This window comes from Fulvivirga sediminis (assembly GCF_016757215.1).
GTDB classification, from domain to species: Bacteria; Bacteroidota; Bacteroidia; order Cytophagales; family Cyclobacteriaceae; genus Fulvivirga; species Fulvivirga sediminis.
Genome location: NZ_JAESIY010000001.1, coordinates 404,314 through 422,184, shown reverse-complemented (window position 1 = coordinate 422,184; position 17,871 = coordinate 404,314). Strand labels below are relative to the sequence as shown.

Genomic DNA, 17,871 nt, shown 5'->3' with positions numbered 1-17,871 from the left:
AAAGTAATCTTAATGCTCCCACCACTTTAAATATGACTGCGGAGGTGAGCAGTTCATTGGCACTGGGCCAATGCATAATTTTCATCGCTACTGCTATAAAGTCAATACAATATCCGGATGGCCAATACTATCAGTGCATATTTGGCTTTCATTCACTTATATTGTTTAATGTGTCTACAACATTGCTTTCTGACCTGATTGAATCAGCAGCACGCATAATATAATCATTTTTTTCTAGACCTGAAGGAGCATCGGTCTTAAATAACTCAGGAAGAAAGATCATCAAGGCAGTAATTAACACCCCGAAAATCAATAACCAAAGGGTGGTACGCTTCAATGCTTTAGAGCTACCCATTTCCTGCACAGCTTCGTTTAATCTGCCAAAATCCTGAAAAGCCTCCTTCCTAGGCTTTTTCTCGCCATAGTCATATTTTTCCAAATATTCATATCCATAAGGAGTTAGGTAATAGACGCCCTCCTCCTCCTCGGTTTCTATCATATCATATTCCTCCAGATCATTCACTAGAGGATCTACTTTCTCCTTAGGCACCTGCTTTTCCAAGCAAAACTCAGTTATATTTAATGCCTGTTCATTAGAATCATGAATAGCTCCCAATATAACAATGTGATCATCTGTGATATTCATATTTAATAAGTATTCAATTTATATTTTTAGTGTTTTTTAGCCAACCCACGCAGCCCCTTCTACCGTAAACAATTTATTGACATTGTTTGTCATCAATATAGCTGACACCCGTGCTCCATATGGTTTACGAGGTCATTAAATTTTCAACAGTTATACTTTTTATTAAACTGACTGAGATCTATTTTCTATCATTGATGGTTAAACAATATTTTTAAAAATTTGCAACTTTCCCTCAAAGTGGAAACTGACATTTTTAAATAGATTTAAAGAAAATAAAGAATTCCATATTTAACATCAAAACCCTAACGAATTATGAAAGTTACGTATTACGGACATGCCTGCTTTGCAGTAGAAGTAAAAGGAAAACACTTGTTGTTCGACCCTTTTATTACTCCCAATGACAAAGCTAAGGCTATTGATATCAATACTATCAAAGCAGATTATATATTAATTAGCCATGGTCATCAAGATCATTTGGCGGATGCAGTAGCTATTGCCAAAAACACAGGTGCTACTGTGATTTCCAATTTCGAAATAATAACATGGGCTCAAAATCAAGGCATAGAAAATGTTCATCCTATGAATCACGGCGGCCAAATAGAATTTGATTTTGGAAAGGTGAAGTATGTAAATGCTATCCATTCCAGTTCATTTCCTGATGGTAGTTATGCCGGTAATCCTGGTGGATTTGTGGTAGCCTCAGATGAGAAAAATTTCTACTATGCAGGAGATACAGCTTTAACCATGGATATGCAGTTAATCCCTCGCTTCGCTAAAATTGATTTTGCCGTATTGCCTATTGGGGATTGCCTCACCATGGGCATAGAAGATGCCATTACTGCAGCTGACTTTGTTAAATGCGACAAAGTTCTTGGCGTACATTATGACACCATGGAGATCATACAAATTGATCATAATGATGCCATCAAACAATTCAAAGATGGTAATAAAGAACTGGTACTAATGAATATCGGTGAAACTCAAGATTTTTAATTTCAAATAATCTGTTCAGTTATGGAAGGCTTTCAACACCATGGAAGCCTTCACTTCTACACTATGAATCCAAAAGTAAAAATCATATACTGCACCCAGTGCAGGTGGTTACTAAGAGCCGCATGGATAGCTCAAGAACTGCTTACCACCTTTGACACTGATTTAGCTGAAGTGGCATTGCAACCTGGCACAGGTGGCATCTTCGAAGTATGGCTAAATGAAGAGCTTATTTTCTCCAGAAAAAAAGCAGAAAGATTCCCCGAATCTAAAGAGCTTAAGCAACTTATAAGGGATAGAATAGACCCTGAAAGATCACTGGGACATAGTGACCGATAAACCTAAATACCCTGAGAATGGGTAATTTATTTCATTAAATTGAAAAATATTCTACTTTCATAGATCAAAAAAGGCCAAATAACAGCCATATACATTAATTCCCATTGAGGCATGGTGTTAGAGGATAGTTAGGTAAAGTTTATTTTATCATCTAAACTAACCGTTATGAAAAAGATAGCATTATCATTAGCCCTAAGTATATTCTTTATAAGCAGTTACGCACAGAGAATCTATTCCGAAAAATCCACAGGGGCAATAACCGACAACTACAAAACTTTTGCGTTACTAGATCCGCAACAACCTGCTGAAACAGGAAGTGCAGAAGCCCTAGTTATTGAAAGCGATAACATGCAAAGTGTTTGGGTATTTACCAATGAAAATTACCCTGGGGAAGAAGTTAAAAAGTCTATTGAAACCTCAATAAAACAAGAATTTATAGAAAGTGATTATAAATTCAAGGCTAATAATCCTGACATTTTAGTTTCTTTTATGGTCTTTGATAAAGAAGGAAAAATAAAAGGTCATTTTGATGACAACACTACAACTGCAGGAATTGAAACTCCTGAAACTATTGAATTTGATAAAGGTACATTGCTAATAACCGTCACAGATTATAAGTCAGGCAAAACAGTGTGGCAAGGATTTGAAAACGAGGCATTTAGTAAATCTACCATCACCGAAGGTGATGTAATGAAAGCAGTGACCGACATATTACAGTCATTAGATCTTGAAGAGCCAGGAACCTTATAATCTTTAAAGTCCGAAATAATAAAATAGCAGTACCTTCAGTAATCATTGAGGGTACTGCTTTTTTTCATTTAATCCGTAACGGCAAAATTCTCCTTACTCATTTTATTGGCAAATAGGTAGTTGACCAGATCGCAACCATATTTATTCAAATGACTATAATCCTTGAAATACTGATAGTGCTTTGAGATCATAAGCCTCTTATCAAGATCTAAAATATCTACCTGCATACATTTTTGCATTTCCTCGTATTCACTCTTTATCTTCTGTGGCACGCCAGCACAATAGTAGTGAGTCAAAGGCATTTTTAATAATGTTACATTACACTGATTCTCCTCTAGCAACTTCACTAGCTTGATGAGGTAAGACCTCTGTATCTCATCCTTACGAATATATTCAGGATTTTGCCAATGTCTAAAAAGCGTTGTATTAATAGTCAATGTATCCATAATATGCGCAGTGGTGCTTTCACTAATCATTCCGCGGCACATTTGCCCTATAAGATTAGGCAAAGCTTGCATATTTAAAGCACTATATTCTTCCTCCATTTGATAATACATAGGATTATCTACTATTAGATCGAACTCCTCTATATGAGAGGCCATGCTATTTCTCCATCCTGGAAATATTTTGTCATTTTCCAGCCGGTTTTGATAAAGATCTGATAGGTTATGGTAATTAAAAGAAATATATACTTTCTTACCTCTCAATTGATCTATAAACTCCTGAGCAAATCTATAATGCACAAAATAAGGACTTCCTGCTATTGAGTAATTAGCTATTCCCTTTCCGTTAATAAACTGAGTCTGACTATCGCCTAAAATAACCAATGAGGCATTTTCAATATTTACCTCAAAAGTTTGCCTTAACAAAAATAATGATGATATATAGAGACATGACGGCAACAGAAGAAACAAGAGCACCTGTTTAATAAACTTCTTAAGTTCCATATTAAAACTGAAAATAAACAAACTCCTGGCTACTGTTTCCACTACACCATACTATAATAATCATCACAGAATAATACATCAACCACCTCCAGGGGCGTTTCCATCTTACTCCTATTTTTTCAAAGGCAAACTGATGCTCCTGACTAATCCATTCTATTACTACAAAGCTTATTAAAATTAATACTACCCCTATCACTCGCACCGAAAACAAAAAGCTCGAGAGTTCTATAAATGGGGCTAATCTTATTCTATTCAGATAATCGAATGCCATGCTTACACTTTCTGACCTAAAGAAAACCCAAGACAACATGGTTAGTGTAAAGGTAAATACGATCTGAAAGACGTTTTTTATGTTGCTTTCTTCACCCTTAGACAACCTCTTTCCACCTAATAAAAGTGGTAAATAAAAAACTGCATGTAGCATACCCCAAACTATAAAAGTCCAGTTAGCACCATGCCAAAGACCACTGACTATAAACACTATAAAAACATTCCGGATTTTGAACAAGGAATTACCCCTATTACCCCCTAGTGGTACATACAGGTAATCTTTAAACCAAGAAGAAAGTGATATATGCCACCGCCTCCAAAACTCAGATATATTTTTGGAGAAATATGGATAATAGAAATTCTGCATGATTTCGAAGCCAAATAGACGGGCCACTCCACGAGCAATATCCGAATACCCAGAAAAATCACAATATATCTGGAAGGTGAAGCAAATGGCTCCAAATAATAGCTCACTACCCAACATCCCTTTATAATTACCAAAAACCTGATTAGCAAACAAGGCGCAACTATCAGCAATAACTACCTTTTTAAACAGCCCCCAAAGCATTAACTTTAGCGCTTCTATAGATTTTTCGCGGTCAAAAACACGAGATTTATAAAACTGAGGCAAGAGACAGGATGCCCTTTCAATAGGGCCTGCTACTAATTGTGGAAAGAAACTAACAAAGGCAGCGAAAGCGATGAAATCTGAAGTAGGTTCCAGTTTTCTCTTATACACATCAATAGAATAGCTCAAGGTCTGCAAAGTATAAAAGCTAATACCTACCGGCAATATTATATTGAGGGTCGAAGACTGTATCTCTGCTCCTAATAGTGAAAAAGATGAAGCAAAACTGGAAACAAAGAAGTTGAAATACTTAAAAAAAGCTAAAATACCCAGATTGATAGAAAGGCTAACCCACAAGAGCACCCTTCTCCTTAAAGATCCATCACTATACATGAGACCTCTTCCTACCCAATAATCTACCAGCGTACTGAAGAATATCAACAGTAGAAAGCGCCAATCCCACCAGCCATAAAAGATATAACTAACTAAGACAATGAAAAGGTTTTGAAGCCTTAAGTGCTTTTGAAAAGCCAACCAATAAAATAAAAACACTATAGGAAGGAAAACCGCAAAATCAATAGAATTAAACAGCATTTAAAAAATAAGATATAGTAGCTCCTCCACTTTTTCTATGAAAGAAGCCTTTTGACTTTCAATACACATATATCCCACTACCACCTGTTTTGTATCCTTCTAATTGTAATTTTTTCAGTTTTCAAATACCGAGAAATACATCACCCAGAAGCTAACTATCTATATTATAGACTTTAATGATACAAATCAATATTCTCTGATACATAAAAAAAGCCTGAGATATACCCAGGCTTTTATATATATTGAATTTATAAATTATCACTTTTTCTTCCTTCCCATTACCAATTCAGTAACGTCCCTTGAGTAATTAGCCACCCCTACAATTTCTCCCTCCAGACCTCTTATAGGGCTATATAAATTATAAATATGAATATCCGCTTCCTTAGCATTATATTCAATAGTAAAATCAAGGGTTTCACCCTTGTAAACCTTACTTATGATCTCTCTTATATTATTTTTTTGATCGTCATTAAACTGCATATCTATAAAACTCGCACCTACCTCTGCTTTATTACCATTTTGCTCTAGAATTTTCTCAAAAGGTCCATTGTATAAAATGATTGTTCCATTTTTATCTAGGGTAACTAAAGGGTCAGGAATCACGTTCATAACTTCCTTCAGGTAATTCTCATTTTTCTGAATCTCATCCATTATACGCTGCATCTCATCCTGAGTAGCTGACAGCTCTTCCATATTTTGACGAAGCTCTTCTTCCTGAGCTTTCATCTCTTCGGTTTGCTGCTGTGTTTCTTCCAGTAAGTTCTCCGTTTCTTTCCTTGTCACTTCTTTCTCAGTAGTGTCTTTTCCAAATACGGCTACTGCAGTTACATTACCATCCATATCTTTGATAGGATTATAGGTAGTATGAAAAAAGTACTCTTTCCCATTTAAAATGAAAGAGTCTGTAACCTCAAACTTCTCTCCTGCAAACGTCCTGTCATAATACGCCTTATGAGAATCGCGATCTTTTTCATCTATCAGATCAAATATTGACATGCCTGCCTTCAGCTCTATTTGAGGGTAGCTATTTGCTAAAGCCTTATTATAATTAATTAATCTATATGTATTATCTAAGGTTAATATGGTATCATCAGTAGAGTTGATAATATCATTAACAAACTTCTCCTTACGGTTAGCCTCATCCATGAGACGTTGCATTTCCTCTTGAGTAGCAGAAAGTTCTTCCATATTTTGAAGCATTTCCTCCTCCTGAGCTTTCATCATCTCCGCTTGCTCTTGCGTTTCTACTAATAACTTCTCTACATTCCGCTTGGCTAATTCTTGCTCTGTTACATCTTTAAAGAAGACTGAAAGGCCTATCACTTCACCTCTTTCATTTTTCAATGGATTATAGCTAACATCACTAATGGTCTCTTTACCACCTACAATATTTGTTTCAATCTCATTAAAATATTGCCCTTTTAAAGCCTTATCCCACTGCACACGCAAGTGCTCAAAATCAATACCTGCATCGCGAGCTAATTCATACATATTGCCTCCTAATTTAGGCTCCAAGTTTGCTCCTCTCCAGAAATCTACAAATGCTTGGTTAAAGTTGAGTAACTCGTAATCCTTATTCAGAGCAAAAATGGCATCTTGTGTAGAGTTGATAATTCCATTCATAAATCGCTCTTTCTCCTCCACTTCATTCATAGCGCGCTGCATACCCTCTTGTGTGGCTGAGAGCTCCTCAAGGTTCTGACGCATTTCTTCTTCTTGAGAACGCATTTTCTCTGTCTGATACTGCGTTTCTTCCAATAGCTTCTTAGTGGTTTCGTTGGTTTTGGTGTTAGATACCATAGAAGCAACCACCTCTGTTATTTTCTCTATGAACTCTATTTGATAAGGCTCAAAACTTTTGAAAGAAGCGATCTCTATAATACCATAAGTAAGGCCATTTAATTTCAAAGGTGCAATGAGTACACTTTTAGGAAGTGCCTCTCCAAGTCCTGAAGTGATGTTAACGTAAGATTCAGGAACTTCTTTTAAATGAATAATTTGCCCCTCTTGCCAGCACTGCCCGGCTAGCCCCTGACCTTTGCCGATTCTTTTCTCAATAAATTTCTTCCTGCCATAAGCATACATGGCTTTCATTTCCATGTACTCATCCGTTGCTGCATCTTCTGTAATAAAAATGCACCCCTGGTTAGCATCCAAGTACTTTATAATATAAGAGATCAGGTCATTTGATAATTTAGTTAAATCATCATTTAATCGTAGTACCTCATTTACTTCTGCCAAGCCTACATTCACCCAACTTCTTTTCTCCTCTTCCTCTTTATTTTTCTTAAATTGATCCTTTAACTCTATTAGTGATGTCGATAGTTTATCTTCTTTATCCACTTCGGTAAGGTTTTCAAACTCTCCCTTAGCAATAGAGCTCACATATTCACTAAACAACTTGGTTCTTTTATGCTCTTTATCATTAATATTGGTCATCTCAGCATAAATATTTTTATGCTCGCGGTTATACCTGATAAGCACAAAAATAGCCACACCCCATACCAGCGTAAAAGCAGTAAACAGTATTGATGTCCACAGATAATAGTCACTGGTTCTGCCATCAAGATCTGCCTTTACCTTAGTTTGTAATTTTTGTATTATGGCATTATTAGCCTTACATAACTCCAGCACCTTTTCTGCGGGTACCTGAAGGCCGCTCTTCAATGAGACCAGAAGTTCTTCAAGGGAATTACTTTGATTTAACAAACGCTCCCACTGCACTGCACCACTCTGCTCAAAATAATCACTCTCACTTTTTTTAACAGCACTAATATCTTCAATCATGCTTTTTACAGCCTGATCTGCATTGGTGAAAGAATTCTCATTACCACTTAAAGAAATTAATAACTGTGTATTTTTTTGCTCTACATCTTCCATTGATTCCAGAAAGGAAAGAGCTTCTTTATTATAAGTTCTGTACTTATAATTAAAAGTAAAAAAACCAATGAGAACTACTACTGAGAGTACACCCATCGTAATAATAAAGGAAAAACTTTTGTCAGTAAACATGATTAAACTATGAGATAAAAAAAATAAGTTTAGATTTTTAATTAGGGCATTCCAACACCATAGGCAGTATATATATAAAGATAACCTTCATTTGGTAAGCCCCTCACCACTGATTTTCTCGCAAATAATTTGTGTTATGGGATTAAAATAAGTCGGATTTTTTCACTAATTACCATTAACTAACCTGAGGAAAGAATTAATCAAATCTTAATAAGACATAATTATATTAATATAATTATGTCTTATTAAGATTATTGGAAATAAAAAAGGCTGTCACGAGATAAGTAACAGCCTTTTAAGTATAATCCTTTTGGCTTACTTCAGCATTTTTAGCAGTGTATAAAGCTTAGATTTCAAATTACGTCTATCCACAATAAAATCGAGGAAGCCATGTTCCAGAACAAATTCTGCACTTTGAAATCCTTTAGGTAAATCTTTACCAATAGTTTCTCTAATTACTCTAGGTCCGGCAAAACCGATAAGAGCTCCTGGCTCAGAAATATTAAAATCACCGAGCATAGCATAAGAGGCTGTAACACCACCAGTAGTAGGATCAGTAAGTAATGATATATAAGGTATTTTCGCTTCACTAAGCAATGCCAGCTTGGCAGATGTTTTGGCCATCTGCATTAGAGAAAGTCCGGCCTCCATCATTCTGGCGCCACCTGACTTTGATATCATAAGAAAAGGCTTCTTATTTTGTATAGAATGATCAATAGCTCTGGCTATTTTTTCTCCCACTACAGATCCCATAGACCCACCTATAAAGTTGAAATCCATACAGGCAATAGTAAGATCAAGGCCATTTATTTTACCATAAGCAGTTCTTACGGCATCTTTAAGACCAGACTTAGCCTGAGAAGCCTTTATTCTATCAGGATACGGCTTGCTATCTTTAAATTTTAAAGGATCAGCAGATTCCATATTCTCATCGAGCTCCGTAAATTCATTCTCATCAAAGAGAATTTCAAAGTACTCTTTAGAGCCTATCCTTACATGGTAACCGTCTTCAGGACTCACGTAAGCATTGTTTTTGAGCTCTCTGGTATGAATGATTTTACCACTTGGAGTTTTAAACCAAAGTCCATCAGGAGCCTCTTTTTTGGCCTCAGTAGGGGTCTGTATCCCTTTATCTTTTCTCTTGAACCAACTCATGTTATCCATATATATTTATTGATCGGTGATCAATTATTGTCAAATTTATTCTTGCAAATATCTACCTTCTCTCTCATCTTTCAAAAATTACCTATAAGAATGTGACCAACCTAAATAATTTAGTTTATTTGCAATGCATAGATATATGCGTAATAAAAGCTTTTAATCATTAAAATTATAGTATAATGTCAGCTTCATATTTAAAACCAGGTGTAATCACCGGCGATGATGTACAGAAACTTTTCAAATATGCAAAAGAAAAGCAATTTGCTCTACCTGCGGTAAACGTAACAGGCACGAACACTGTAAATGCTGTATTAGAAACAGCTGCAGCGATAAAATCACCTGTTATTATTCAATTTTCTAACGGTGGTGCCAGCTTTTTTGCAGGAAAAGGCCTACCCAACACTGACCAACAAGCGGCAGTAGCAGGAGCTGTTTCCGGAGCTAAACATGTACACCAAATGGCCGAGCTATATGGAGCTACAGTTATACTTCATACAGACCACGCTGCAAAAAAGCTACTCCCATGGATAGATGGTATGCTTGATGCGGGTGAAGAATTTTACAAAACTCACGGCAAGCCATTATTTAGCTCTCATATGATTGATCTCTCTGAGGAGTCTTTAGAGGAGAACATTGAAATCTCTAAAAAATATCTTGAGAGAATGAGCAAAATGGACATGACTCTGGAAATTGAATTAGGAGTTACAGGTGGAGAAGAAGATGGAGTAGATAATACTGACATTGACAGCTCTAAATTATACACCCAGCCAGAGGAAGTAGCTTATGCTTATGAAGAACTAGGAAAAATAAGTCCTAGATTTACAATTGCTGCTGCCTTCGGTAATGTTCACGGCGTGTACAAGCCTGGTAACGTAAAACTTACTCCGGTAATCCTTAAAAATTCTCAAGATCATATCAAAGAGAAATTCAACACTGCAGAAGATCACCCTGTAGATTTCGTATTCCACGGAGGATCAGGATCTACAGTAGAAGAAATCAGAGAAGGTATTTCTTATGGTGTAATTAAAATGAACATTGATACCGATCAGCAATGGGCATTCTGGGAAGGAATTAAAAATTACTACAAAGAGAATGAAGGATACCTACAGTCTCAAATTGGTAATCCTGATGGGGATGACTCTCCTAATAAAAAATTCTATGACCCAAGGGTATGGTTAAGAAAAGCAGAAGAGTCTTTCATCGTAAGGCTTAAAAAGGCTTTTGATGACTTGAACAACGTTGGAACGATAGCCTAAGTTTTAATTATTCTTTCAGAAAGCCCCGGTCAATAAGATTGACCGGGGCTTTTGTCTTTTCAAGATTAAATTGCCTTTGATCATCGGCATCTATGCAATAAAAAAGATAATTCATTAACTTCAAGCGTTTTTTCACTTAAGATAAATGATCAGTAGTAAAGCTATAATAAGACTCACCAGCCTAATTTCCATAATCTCATGGGTGGCCATGGTGTTTACTGAGCTTTCTATTGTATTTAGCGATAAAAATAATTTAGACTCCGGCTTTGGCAATGAAATACCAAAAGTAGCCCTCAGTGTATTTATACTTTCCTTATTTGTTTTTTTTAAGTATAGAATCGAAAAGGCTGAGAGTGTAAATTTTGTAGATCTTCTTTGGAAGGTTTTTGTGACTGGCCTGATCACTACTATAGTCTCGCTCATTTTCCGACTATTCCTTACTCTGCTGGGGAACACCAAGTTATCTGAAAATGTGCTGTTTCTGGAATTCATATACCTTATAAACCTTGGGCTTATTGCCTCCTTTCTCATATCTACTTTTATAGTTTGGAAGAGGCTTATCCTTTATCAGAAATCAAAATTTCTCCTTACCGTATGGCAAATTTTCGAGTATGCACTACTCATCAGTTTGCTTGCCGCAGTGCTACCTATCCCAGGCTTAGTAGAAATGGAGAAATTTTATATGGCCTTTCTCATATTGCTAGGCATATTCCTTTCTGCCAACATGAAGTGGGTGGCATACCTTAATTTTAAGCAAAAATGGAAAAGCATATTGCTAATACTACTGGCGATGTTTTACCTGGGCTATTTTGTCTTCACTGTATTTAGCCTCTCTGAGGATCTGTCCAGAATCTCTCCTCAGTTTCTGAGCTTCACGTCTAACACCTTTCTGGTGTCATTGATATGCTTTATTTTTATTTACTCATTATTCTCATTACTGGTAATCCTCTTTAACCTGCCTACGTCTTCAGTATTTGAGCAAAAGCTAGAAGAAGTAGTTAACTTTCAAAGACTTAGCCAATCTATACAGACGGAGCAAAGTGAAGAAAGAGTATATGAAATACTACTGGAAAGTGCCACAAGTACTGTATTTGCCGATGCCACCTGGATTGAAATATTTAATTCTAATGGTCCCAGCAAATTCTACACTCACAAAATTTCGGTAAACGAAATCCAAAACATTAAGTCTCACATTAATAGTCACAAAGTATCTGGCATATTAGAGCCTAGCAGTGACCGTAGTCGTAACCTAAACAAGTATCTTTCTACCCTACGTTCCTCAAGATTTAGGTCTATACTAGCTTTTCCTATTTATGTAAAAAATGAGCAAGTAGGCACTCTGGCTTTACTAAAAGACGTGAGTGATGGTTTTAACAAGGAGATGTCTAAAATTATAGACACCTTTACTAACCAGGCTGGTATTTCCATAGAAAATTTCAGGCTTTTATCAGAAGCTCTTGAAAACGAGAGGTACAAAGAGGAGCTAAAAATTGCCAAACGCGTACAAAGTAGCCTTTTACCTAAAGTACTGGATCATGGTGTAGATTACGATCTCATAGCTTTTTCTGAAGCTGCAGATGAAGTAGGAGGTGATTATTATGATACCTTCAGAATTAATAAGAATAAAATTGCCTTAATAATAAGCGATGTATCAGGAAAGGGCACTTCTGCAGCGTTCCATATGTCTCAGATGAAGGGTATCTTCCACAGCTTTGCTCAGCTGGATCTCCCTCCTAAAGAATTTCTGGTAAGAGCTAACACTGCTCTGAGCCGGTGCCTCGATAAGGCCTCATTCATTACCACATCTTACTTTGTGATTGATAGTGAAAGTAAGAGAGTGGAGTTTACCAGGGCTGGGCACTGCCCCACTTTGTATTATGATTCAGAAACCAAAAAGGCTTCATATTTTCAAAACAAAGGACTAGGGCTGGGTATTATAAGAAATGAGGAGTTTGGTAATTATATTCAGACCAACTGTTTTGGTTACAAAAAGAATGACATTATCGTTTTATACACTGATGGCATCACCGAAGCCAAGGATGAAAAAGGAGAGGAATTTGGCTATGATCGTCTGAAAGAGTTCATAGAAAAAGTAAGAGATAAAGACATATTGAGTATTCAGGAAGACCTGATTTCCGAGCTATATGAGTTTACAGGCTCCAAGGCTATAGATGATGATTACACCACATTAATAATAAAATTTACTTAAAATTATATATCCATAACATAAGTTAACATAATACGTAAAATTAAATATGGTTGACATAATAAGAACCCAAGAGGGGGAGTACGAGGTGATAAAAATTATAGGTGAGGTAGATGCCAGCTCTTCAATAGAGTTAGATAACGCAATAAGTGAGGCGGTATCTGGCGGAGGAAAGAAATTTCTAGTAGACTGTACTTCATTGGATTATATCTCTTCTGCTGGCCTGGGTGTTTTTATGTCCTACATAGAAGAATTCAAAAAACAAGATATACATTTGATCCTGTTTGGTTTAAATAAAAAAGTGGCTAATGTTTTTGAAATTCTGGGGCTAGACCAGCTACTGAACATAGAGGAAAATAAAGAAGAAGCGCAAGCTAAGTTGGGATGAAGTACTGTTATAAAGTTCCGTGTCAAAAAGAAATGCTGAGGGAGATCAGATCCTTCGTGAAAGACGTTTTAGATAAACACGGCCTTTCAGAGGAAGATATCAGCACCCTGGTGCTAGCTATAGATGAGGTGTGCGCTAACCTCATTATCCATACTCATAAGTGCAATGCCAGCGACTCTATAGAGTTAGAAATCAAATTTAAGAAAAACAAAGAGGTGATCTTCAGCATCATAGATAAAGCTGAGATGTTTAACATTAATCAATATGAAGAGCCTACTTTAGATGAAATTATAAAGCGAAGAAGAAAAGGAGGTGTCGGTCTCATTCTGGTAAAAAGAATAATGGATGATATTCAAATCACTACGGACCAGAAAAAGCATATTTGCCGCCTCTCCAAGAAGATATAATTCCTCAAAAAACTTACATATTTCTCTTTCCCCCCTCATTTTCATACAGAATTGCTTAAAATTGCAAGGTTTAATAAGATCTAACCGGATTTAAAAATTAACCTAATGAAAAACCTACTTTATGTTCTTACCCTATTTGCTCTTGTAGCCGCCTGCCAGGTCAGTAAGAACTCAACCCAAACCACCTCAAACCAAAAAAATCTATTATTATTCACAGTAGCTGATGACTCCACCTATACAGATGAGTTTATCTATGTATACAAAAAGAATAATATTAACAATGACAGCGCATTTTCACACGCCGACATTAGTGACTACCTGAAATTATACCAAAATTTCAAGCTGAAAATAAAAGAAGCCAAAAGTAGAGGCATGGATACTACTGATGCTTTTCATAAGGAATATGACACTTATAAAGAGCAACTTAAAAAACCATATCTCAGCGAGAACAAAGTTACTGATCAGCTTATAAAAGAAGCGTATGACAGGTATAAGCAAGACATCAACGCATCTCACATACTGATTATGGTTGGTGAGAATGCCTCACCTGAAGATACCCTAAAAGCTTATAATAAAATTATTGATATACGTCAAAAAGCCATTGATGGGGCCGACTTCGGTAAGCTTGCCAAAGAATACTCAGAAGATCCATCTGCTCAGAATAATGGGGGTAATCTTGGTTATTTCACTTCTATGCAAATGGTATATCCCTTTGAATCAGCTGCCTACAACACACCTGAAGGAGAAATATCGAAACCTGTAAGAACAAAATTTGGATACCATATTATAAAAGTAATCAACAAAAGACCTAGCCATGGCAGAGTTGAGGTTTCACACATTATGATCAGAATAGATCAGGACAAAGCAGATTCCCTTGAAGCTCGCAATAAAATTTTTGAAATATATGATCAGGCCAATGGCGGTGTAAACTGGGATGAGCTGGCTCAAGAATTCTCAGAAGATATTAACACCAAAAACACTGGTGGTAAGTTGCCAATATTTGGTCTTGGTAAATTTCCTTTTGCCTTTCAAGAAGCGGCCTTCGCACTACAAACTCCGGGGCAAATATCTGACCCTGTGATGAGCCCATACGGTTGGCACATCATCAAGCTAGAAAAGAAACTCCCTATTGAAAGCTTTCAAGAAATGGAGCCGACCATACAAAATCGTATTAGCAGAGACTCCAGAGCTCAGATAAGCAAAAAACTTTTTATAACGAAGTTAAAAAAGGAAAATGAGTTTAGTGAATATCCATTTGCAGACAAATTATCAACTTTTGCTGATAGCACACTAACTAAAGGTAAATGGACGGCTCCCAAAGATGTAGAGGTTTTGAATAATAGAATATTTAGCATCAAAGAGAAAACCTATACTGCTAAAGACTTTTTTACTCACGTGGCTAAAAATCAAACGCCAAACTCTTATGCTCCTAAAGATTATATGGAGCAGATGTATAATAATTATATAGACCAAAAGTTATTAGCATACGAGGAGGAACATCTTGAAGATAAATATTTAGACTACCGCATGCTGGTAAAAGAGTACAAAGAAGGCATCCTGTTATTCCAGCTTATGGAGGAAGAAGTGTGGAATAAGGCGGTAAAAGATTCTACCGGGCTCAAGAGTTATTATGAAAAGAATTTAGATAAATACCAGGCAGGAAAAAGAGTAGAGGCTACTATATATAATGCCAAGAGTCAAGACATTATTGATGAAATAAAAAATTCACTAAAAAATAACACTACTCTGGATAAGGCTGAGCTAGAAAGAGAGTATAATCAAAAAGGAGCCTTATCTTTGCAGATTAAACAAGATGTATTTGAACAAGAAGAGGAAGAAGTTATTGATCAGGTAGAATGGACCGAGGGCATACAGGAAAAGGAATTAAATGGCAGGTTTAACCTAATAGTCATTAAAAAAGTATTGCCTCCTGGCCCTAAAGCATTAGATCAAATTAAAGGAATGGTGATCTCTGACTATCAGAATTATCTTGAAAAACAATGGGTTGATCAACTACGAGAAAAATACCCTGTAAAAGTAAATGAGAAAGGTCGTAAGTATATTTATGAGCAGTTGGAAAAAAAATAGCATTATCATATTATCCCTCTGTTGTCTGTGGGGCTGTGATTTCATCAAAATGAGAGACGGTGTTAGCAATGAAGAGGAGCATACAGGAGAACCCATAGCCAGGGTAAAAAATCAGTACCTGTACAGTGAAGATCTAGAAGGTATAGCACCTGCCACTATGAGCAAAGAAGATAGCTCTGAAAGAGTAGAACGCTTCATTCATAACTGGATACAAAAGCAGCTCCTGATACAAGAAGCTTCTACTAAAATTGAATTTAACGAAGCTGATATTGAAAGAAAGATGCTGGACTATAAGTACAGTTTAATGGGCTATCAGTATCAGTCTTACTATGTAAATAAACATTTGGATAAAAGTATCTCAGATGAAGAGGTGAAGCAATATTATGATGAGCATATAGATAACTTTATATTAAAGCAAAATATCATTAGAGGTAAGTACATAAAATTGCCGCTTAATGCACCAAAAATCAAGAAAGTAAAAGGTCTGATCAACTCTGAAAAAGAAAAGGATTTAGAAGAATTGAACTCCTACTGTCTTAGCTTTGCCACTAAGTATCAGCTTGATGATTCTGTTTGGATGATTTTTGATGAAGTAATACAAGATTCGCCTTTAGCTGAAATACCTAATAAAGTACAGTATTTACAAAATCAGAAATATTCAGAAACTTCAGACGATAAATTTAGATATTACCTTAAGATTCAGGAATTTAGAATCTCAGACAATATTTCTCCTCTGGAGTTTGTAAAAGAAGATATAAGAAGTATTATTATCAATAAGCGAAAGGTAGAGTTAGCCCAACAACTCGAAGACGAAGTTTATGAACGAGCAACCCAAAACAATGAATTTGAAATATATAATTAGATTTACCGCAGTAGCTATACTGTGTGTGCTGCATTGGTCCCTTGCTAACGCTCAGGATGAAGTAGAAGAAACTACAACTAGTGCCAGCGACACGGAGGAAAAAGGAATGGGCCTAGTAGCCGATAAGATTATAGCGAAGGTAGATAACTACATAGTTTTAAAGTCTGACCTTGAGAACACCTACATGAACTACCTGGCCAACGGTAATCCTGCTACGGCAGATGCCCGTTGCAGAATACTAGCCCAGCTTATTAGCCAAAAGCTTATGGTAGCCAAAGCAGAGATAGACTCAGTGATAGTTACCGATGAAGAAGTTGATGGCAACCTAGACAGAAGGATGCAAATGATTCTTTCTCAATATGGTGGTTCGCCCGAGCAGCTGGAAACTTACTATGGCAAAACCGTAGAAGAAATACAGGCAGACCTTAGAGATCAGGTAAAAGAGCAATTGGTGGTGCAAAGAATGCAAGAGACGATCACCTCAGGTATCAAAGTTACTCCTTCTGAGGTTAAAAGATTCTTCAGCAAAATGCCACAAGACAGCTTACCTTACTTTTCTACTGAAGTAGAAGTGGCTCAAATTGTAAAAATACCCGAAGTAGGTGAAGATCAACTCAAGGCCGCAAAGCAAAAGCTTAACGATATAAGAAGGAAAATATTAGGTGGAGAAGCTAGCTTTGAAGCTATGGCTAAGGAATACTCCAAAGACCCAGGAAGTGCTAAATATGGCGGAAACCTAGGCTTTGCCAAAAGAGGAGTAATGGCTCCCGAATTTGAGGCAGCCGCCCTGAAATTAAAGCCTGGAGAGATCTCAGACCCATTCACTACTCAGTTTGGAGTGCACATAGTACAACTTATAGAAAGAAGAGGTAACGAATATAACAGCCGCCATATACTTATCTCTGCGGAGCCTTCTGAAAAAGATATGCAAAAAGGAATAGAATATCTTGATAGCCTGAGAACAAGAATCACACAAGATTCTATCACTTTCGCAAAAGCGGCCAAAGAATATAGCGATGACATGTATACTGCTGGTAATGGTGGTTTTTTCACTGATAACAATGAAGGCACTAGGGTGTCTAGTGAAGACTTAGATCCTGTTATTTTCTTTGCTCTGGATAGCATGCAGGTAGGTAATATTAGCAAACCCATTCGCTTCAGAACCGATAATGGTAAGCAGGCTGTAAGAATCTTATATTATAAATCTAAAGTAAGACCACACCAGGCTAATCTTAAAGATGATTGGCAAAAAATACAGTCAGCTGCTCTTAGCGAAAAGAAAAATAGAACTCTAAATAATTGGTTTAACGAAGCCAGAGGTGACGTATTCATAAGCATAGAAGATGATTATGAATATTGTGGCATTTTGAATTGATGAACCTATTCT

At 36.5% G+C, this 17,871-nt stretch carries 15 protein-coding genes; 10 read left to right on the top strand and 5 right to left on the bottom strand.

Features of this window, described 5'->3' with window-relative positions; genetic code table 11:
* Positions 1-148: 148 nt before the first annotated feature.
* Positions 149-646 carry a hypothetical protein gene (locus JL102_RS01880; RefSeq protein WP_202241982.1) on the bottom strand — a complete coding sequence of 166 codons (498 nt, stop codon included), beginning with the start codon at positions 644-646 and terminating at the stop codon, positions 149-151.
* Between the two features lie 312 nt (positions 647-958).
* Here JL102_RS01880 and JL102_RS01875 point away from each other — a divergent pair, with 312 nt between their 5' ends.
* From JL102_RS01875 to JL102_RS01865, 3 genes are all read left to right on the top strand, one after another.
* The gene (locus JL102_RS01875) at positions 959-1,639 is read left to right on the top strand and encodes a metal-dependent hydrolase (RefSeq protein ID WP_202241981.1); all 681 of its coding nucleotides are present in this window, start codon (positions 959-961) and stop codon (positions 1,637-1,639) included.
* Positions 1,640-1,660: 21 nt separating this feature from the next.
* Positions 1,661-1,975, top strand: a complete 315-nt coding sequence (locus JL102_RS01870; RefSeq protein ID WP_237390303.1) for a SelT/SelW/SelH family protein — start codon at positions 1,661-1,663, stop codon at positions 1,973-1,975.
* Between the two features lie 165 nt (positions 1,976-2,140).
* On the top strand, positions 2,141-2,725 hold the full coding sequence (locus tag JL102_RS01865; protein ID WP_202241980.1) for a DUF4136 domain-containing protein: 585 nt from the start codon (positions 2,141-2,143) through the stop codon (positions 2,723-2,725).
* Between the two features lie 68 nt (positions 2,726-2,793).
* On the opposite strand, the gene JL102_RS01860 is transcribed toward JL102_RS01865, so the two are convergent.
* From JL102_RS01860 to accD, 4 genes are all read right to left on the bottom strand, one after another.
* On the bottom strand, positions 2,794-3,672 hold the full coding sequence (locus JL102_RS01860; protein WP_202241979.1) for a hypothetical protein: 879 nt from the start codon (positions 3,670-3,672) through the stop codon (positions 2,794-2,796).
* Between the two features lies 1 nt (position 3,673).
* A complete protein-coding gene (locus JL102_RS01855) occupies positions 3,674-5,104 on the bottom strand; it encodes an MBOAT family O-acyltransferase (RefSeq protein WP_202241978.1) in 1,431 nt (476 codons plus the stop codon).
* Positions 5,105-5,362: 258 nt separating this feature from the next.
* On the bottom strand, positions 5,363-8,116 hold the full coding sequence (locus JL102_RS01850) for a PAS domain-containing protein (protein WP_202241977.1): 2,754 nt from the start codon (positions 8,114-8,116) through the stop codon (positions 5,363-5,365).
* A 315-nt stretch (positions 8,117-8,431) separates the two neighbouring features.
* Entirely contained in the window at positions 8,432-9,271 is an 840-nt protein-coding gene (accD, locus tag JL102_RS01845) for an acetyl-CoA carboxylase, carboxyltransferase subunit beta (RefSeq protein ID WP_202241976.1), read from the bottom strand.
* Positions 9,272-9,456: 185 nt separating this feature from the next.
* Between accD and fbaA the strand changes: the two genes are divergently transcribed.
* From fbaA to JL102_RS01810, 7 genes are all read left to right on the top strand, one after another.
* On the top strand, positions 9,457-10,533 hold the full coding sequence (gene fbaA / locus JL102_RS01840; RefSeq protein WP_202241975.1) for a class II fructose-bisphosphate aldolase: 1,077 nt from the start codon (positions 9,457-9,459) through the stop codon (positions 10,531-10,533).
* Positions 10,534-10,678: 145 nt separating this feature from the next.
* Positions 10,679-12,742 (top strand): PP2C family protein-serine/threonine phosphatase, encoded by a 2,064-nt coding sequence (locus JL102_RS01835; protein WP_202241974.1) that lies wholly within the window; start codon positions 10,679-10,681, stop codon positions 12,740-12,742.
* Positions 12,743-12,788: 46 nt separating this feature from the next.
* Positions 12,789-13,127 (top strand): STAS domain-containing protein, encoded by a 339-nt coding sequence (locus JL102_RS01830; protein ID WP_202241973.1) that lies wholly within the window; start codon positions 12,789-12,791, stop codon positions 13,125-13,127.
* Between the two features lie 32 nt (positions 13,128-13,159).
* Positions 13,160-13,534, top strand: a complete 375-nt coding sequence (locus tag JL102_RS01825; protein WP_237390301.1) for an ATP-binding protein — start codon at positions 13,160-13,162, stop codon at positions 13,532-13,534.
* A gap of 105 nt (positions 13,535-13,639) precedes the next feature.
* A complete protein-coding gene (locus JL102_RS01820) occupies positions 13,640-15,622 on the top strand; it encodes a peptidylprolyl isomerase (protein ID WP_202241971.1) in 1,983 nt (660 codons plus the stop codon).
* A 49-nt stretch (positions 15,623-15,671) separates the two neighbouring features.
* Positions 15,672-16,484: a peptidylprolyl isomerase gene (locus JL102_RS01815; protein WP_237390300.1), complete on the top strand. Its 813-nt coding sequence runs from the start codon at positions 15,672-15,674 to the stop codon at positions 16,482-16,484.
* The gene (locus JL102_RS01810; RefSeq protein ID WP_202241969.1) at positions 16,462-17,859 is read left to right on the top strand and encodes a peptidylprolyl isomerase; all 1,398 of its coding nucleotides are present in this window, start codon (positions 16,462-16,464) and stop codon (positions 17,857-17,859) included. The genes JL102_RS01815 and JL102_RS01810 overlap by 23 nt, the downstream gene beginning before the upstream one ends.
* The last annotated feature ends 12 nt before the right edge of the window (positions 17,860-17,871 follow it).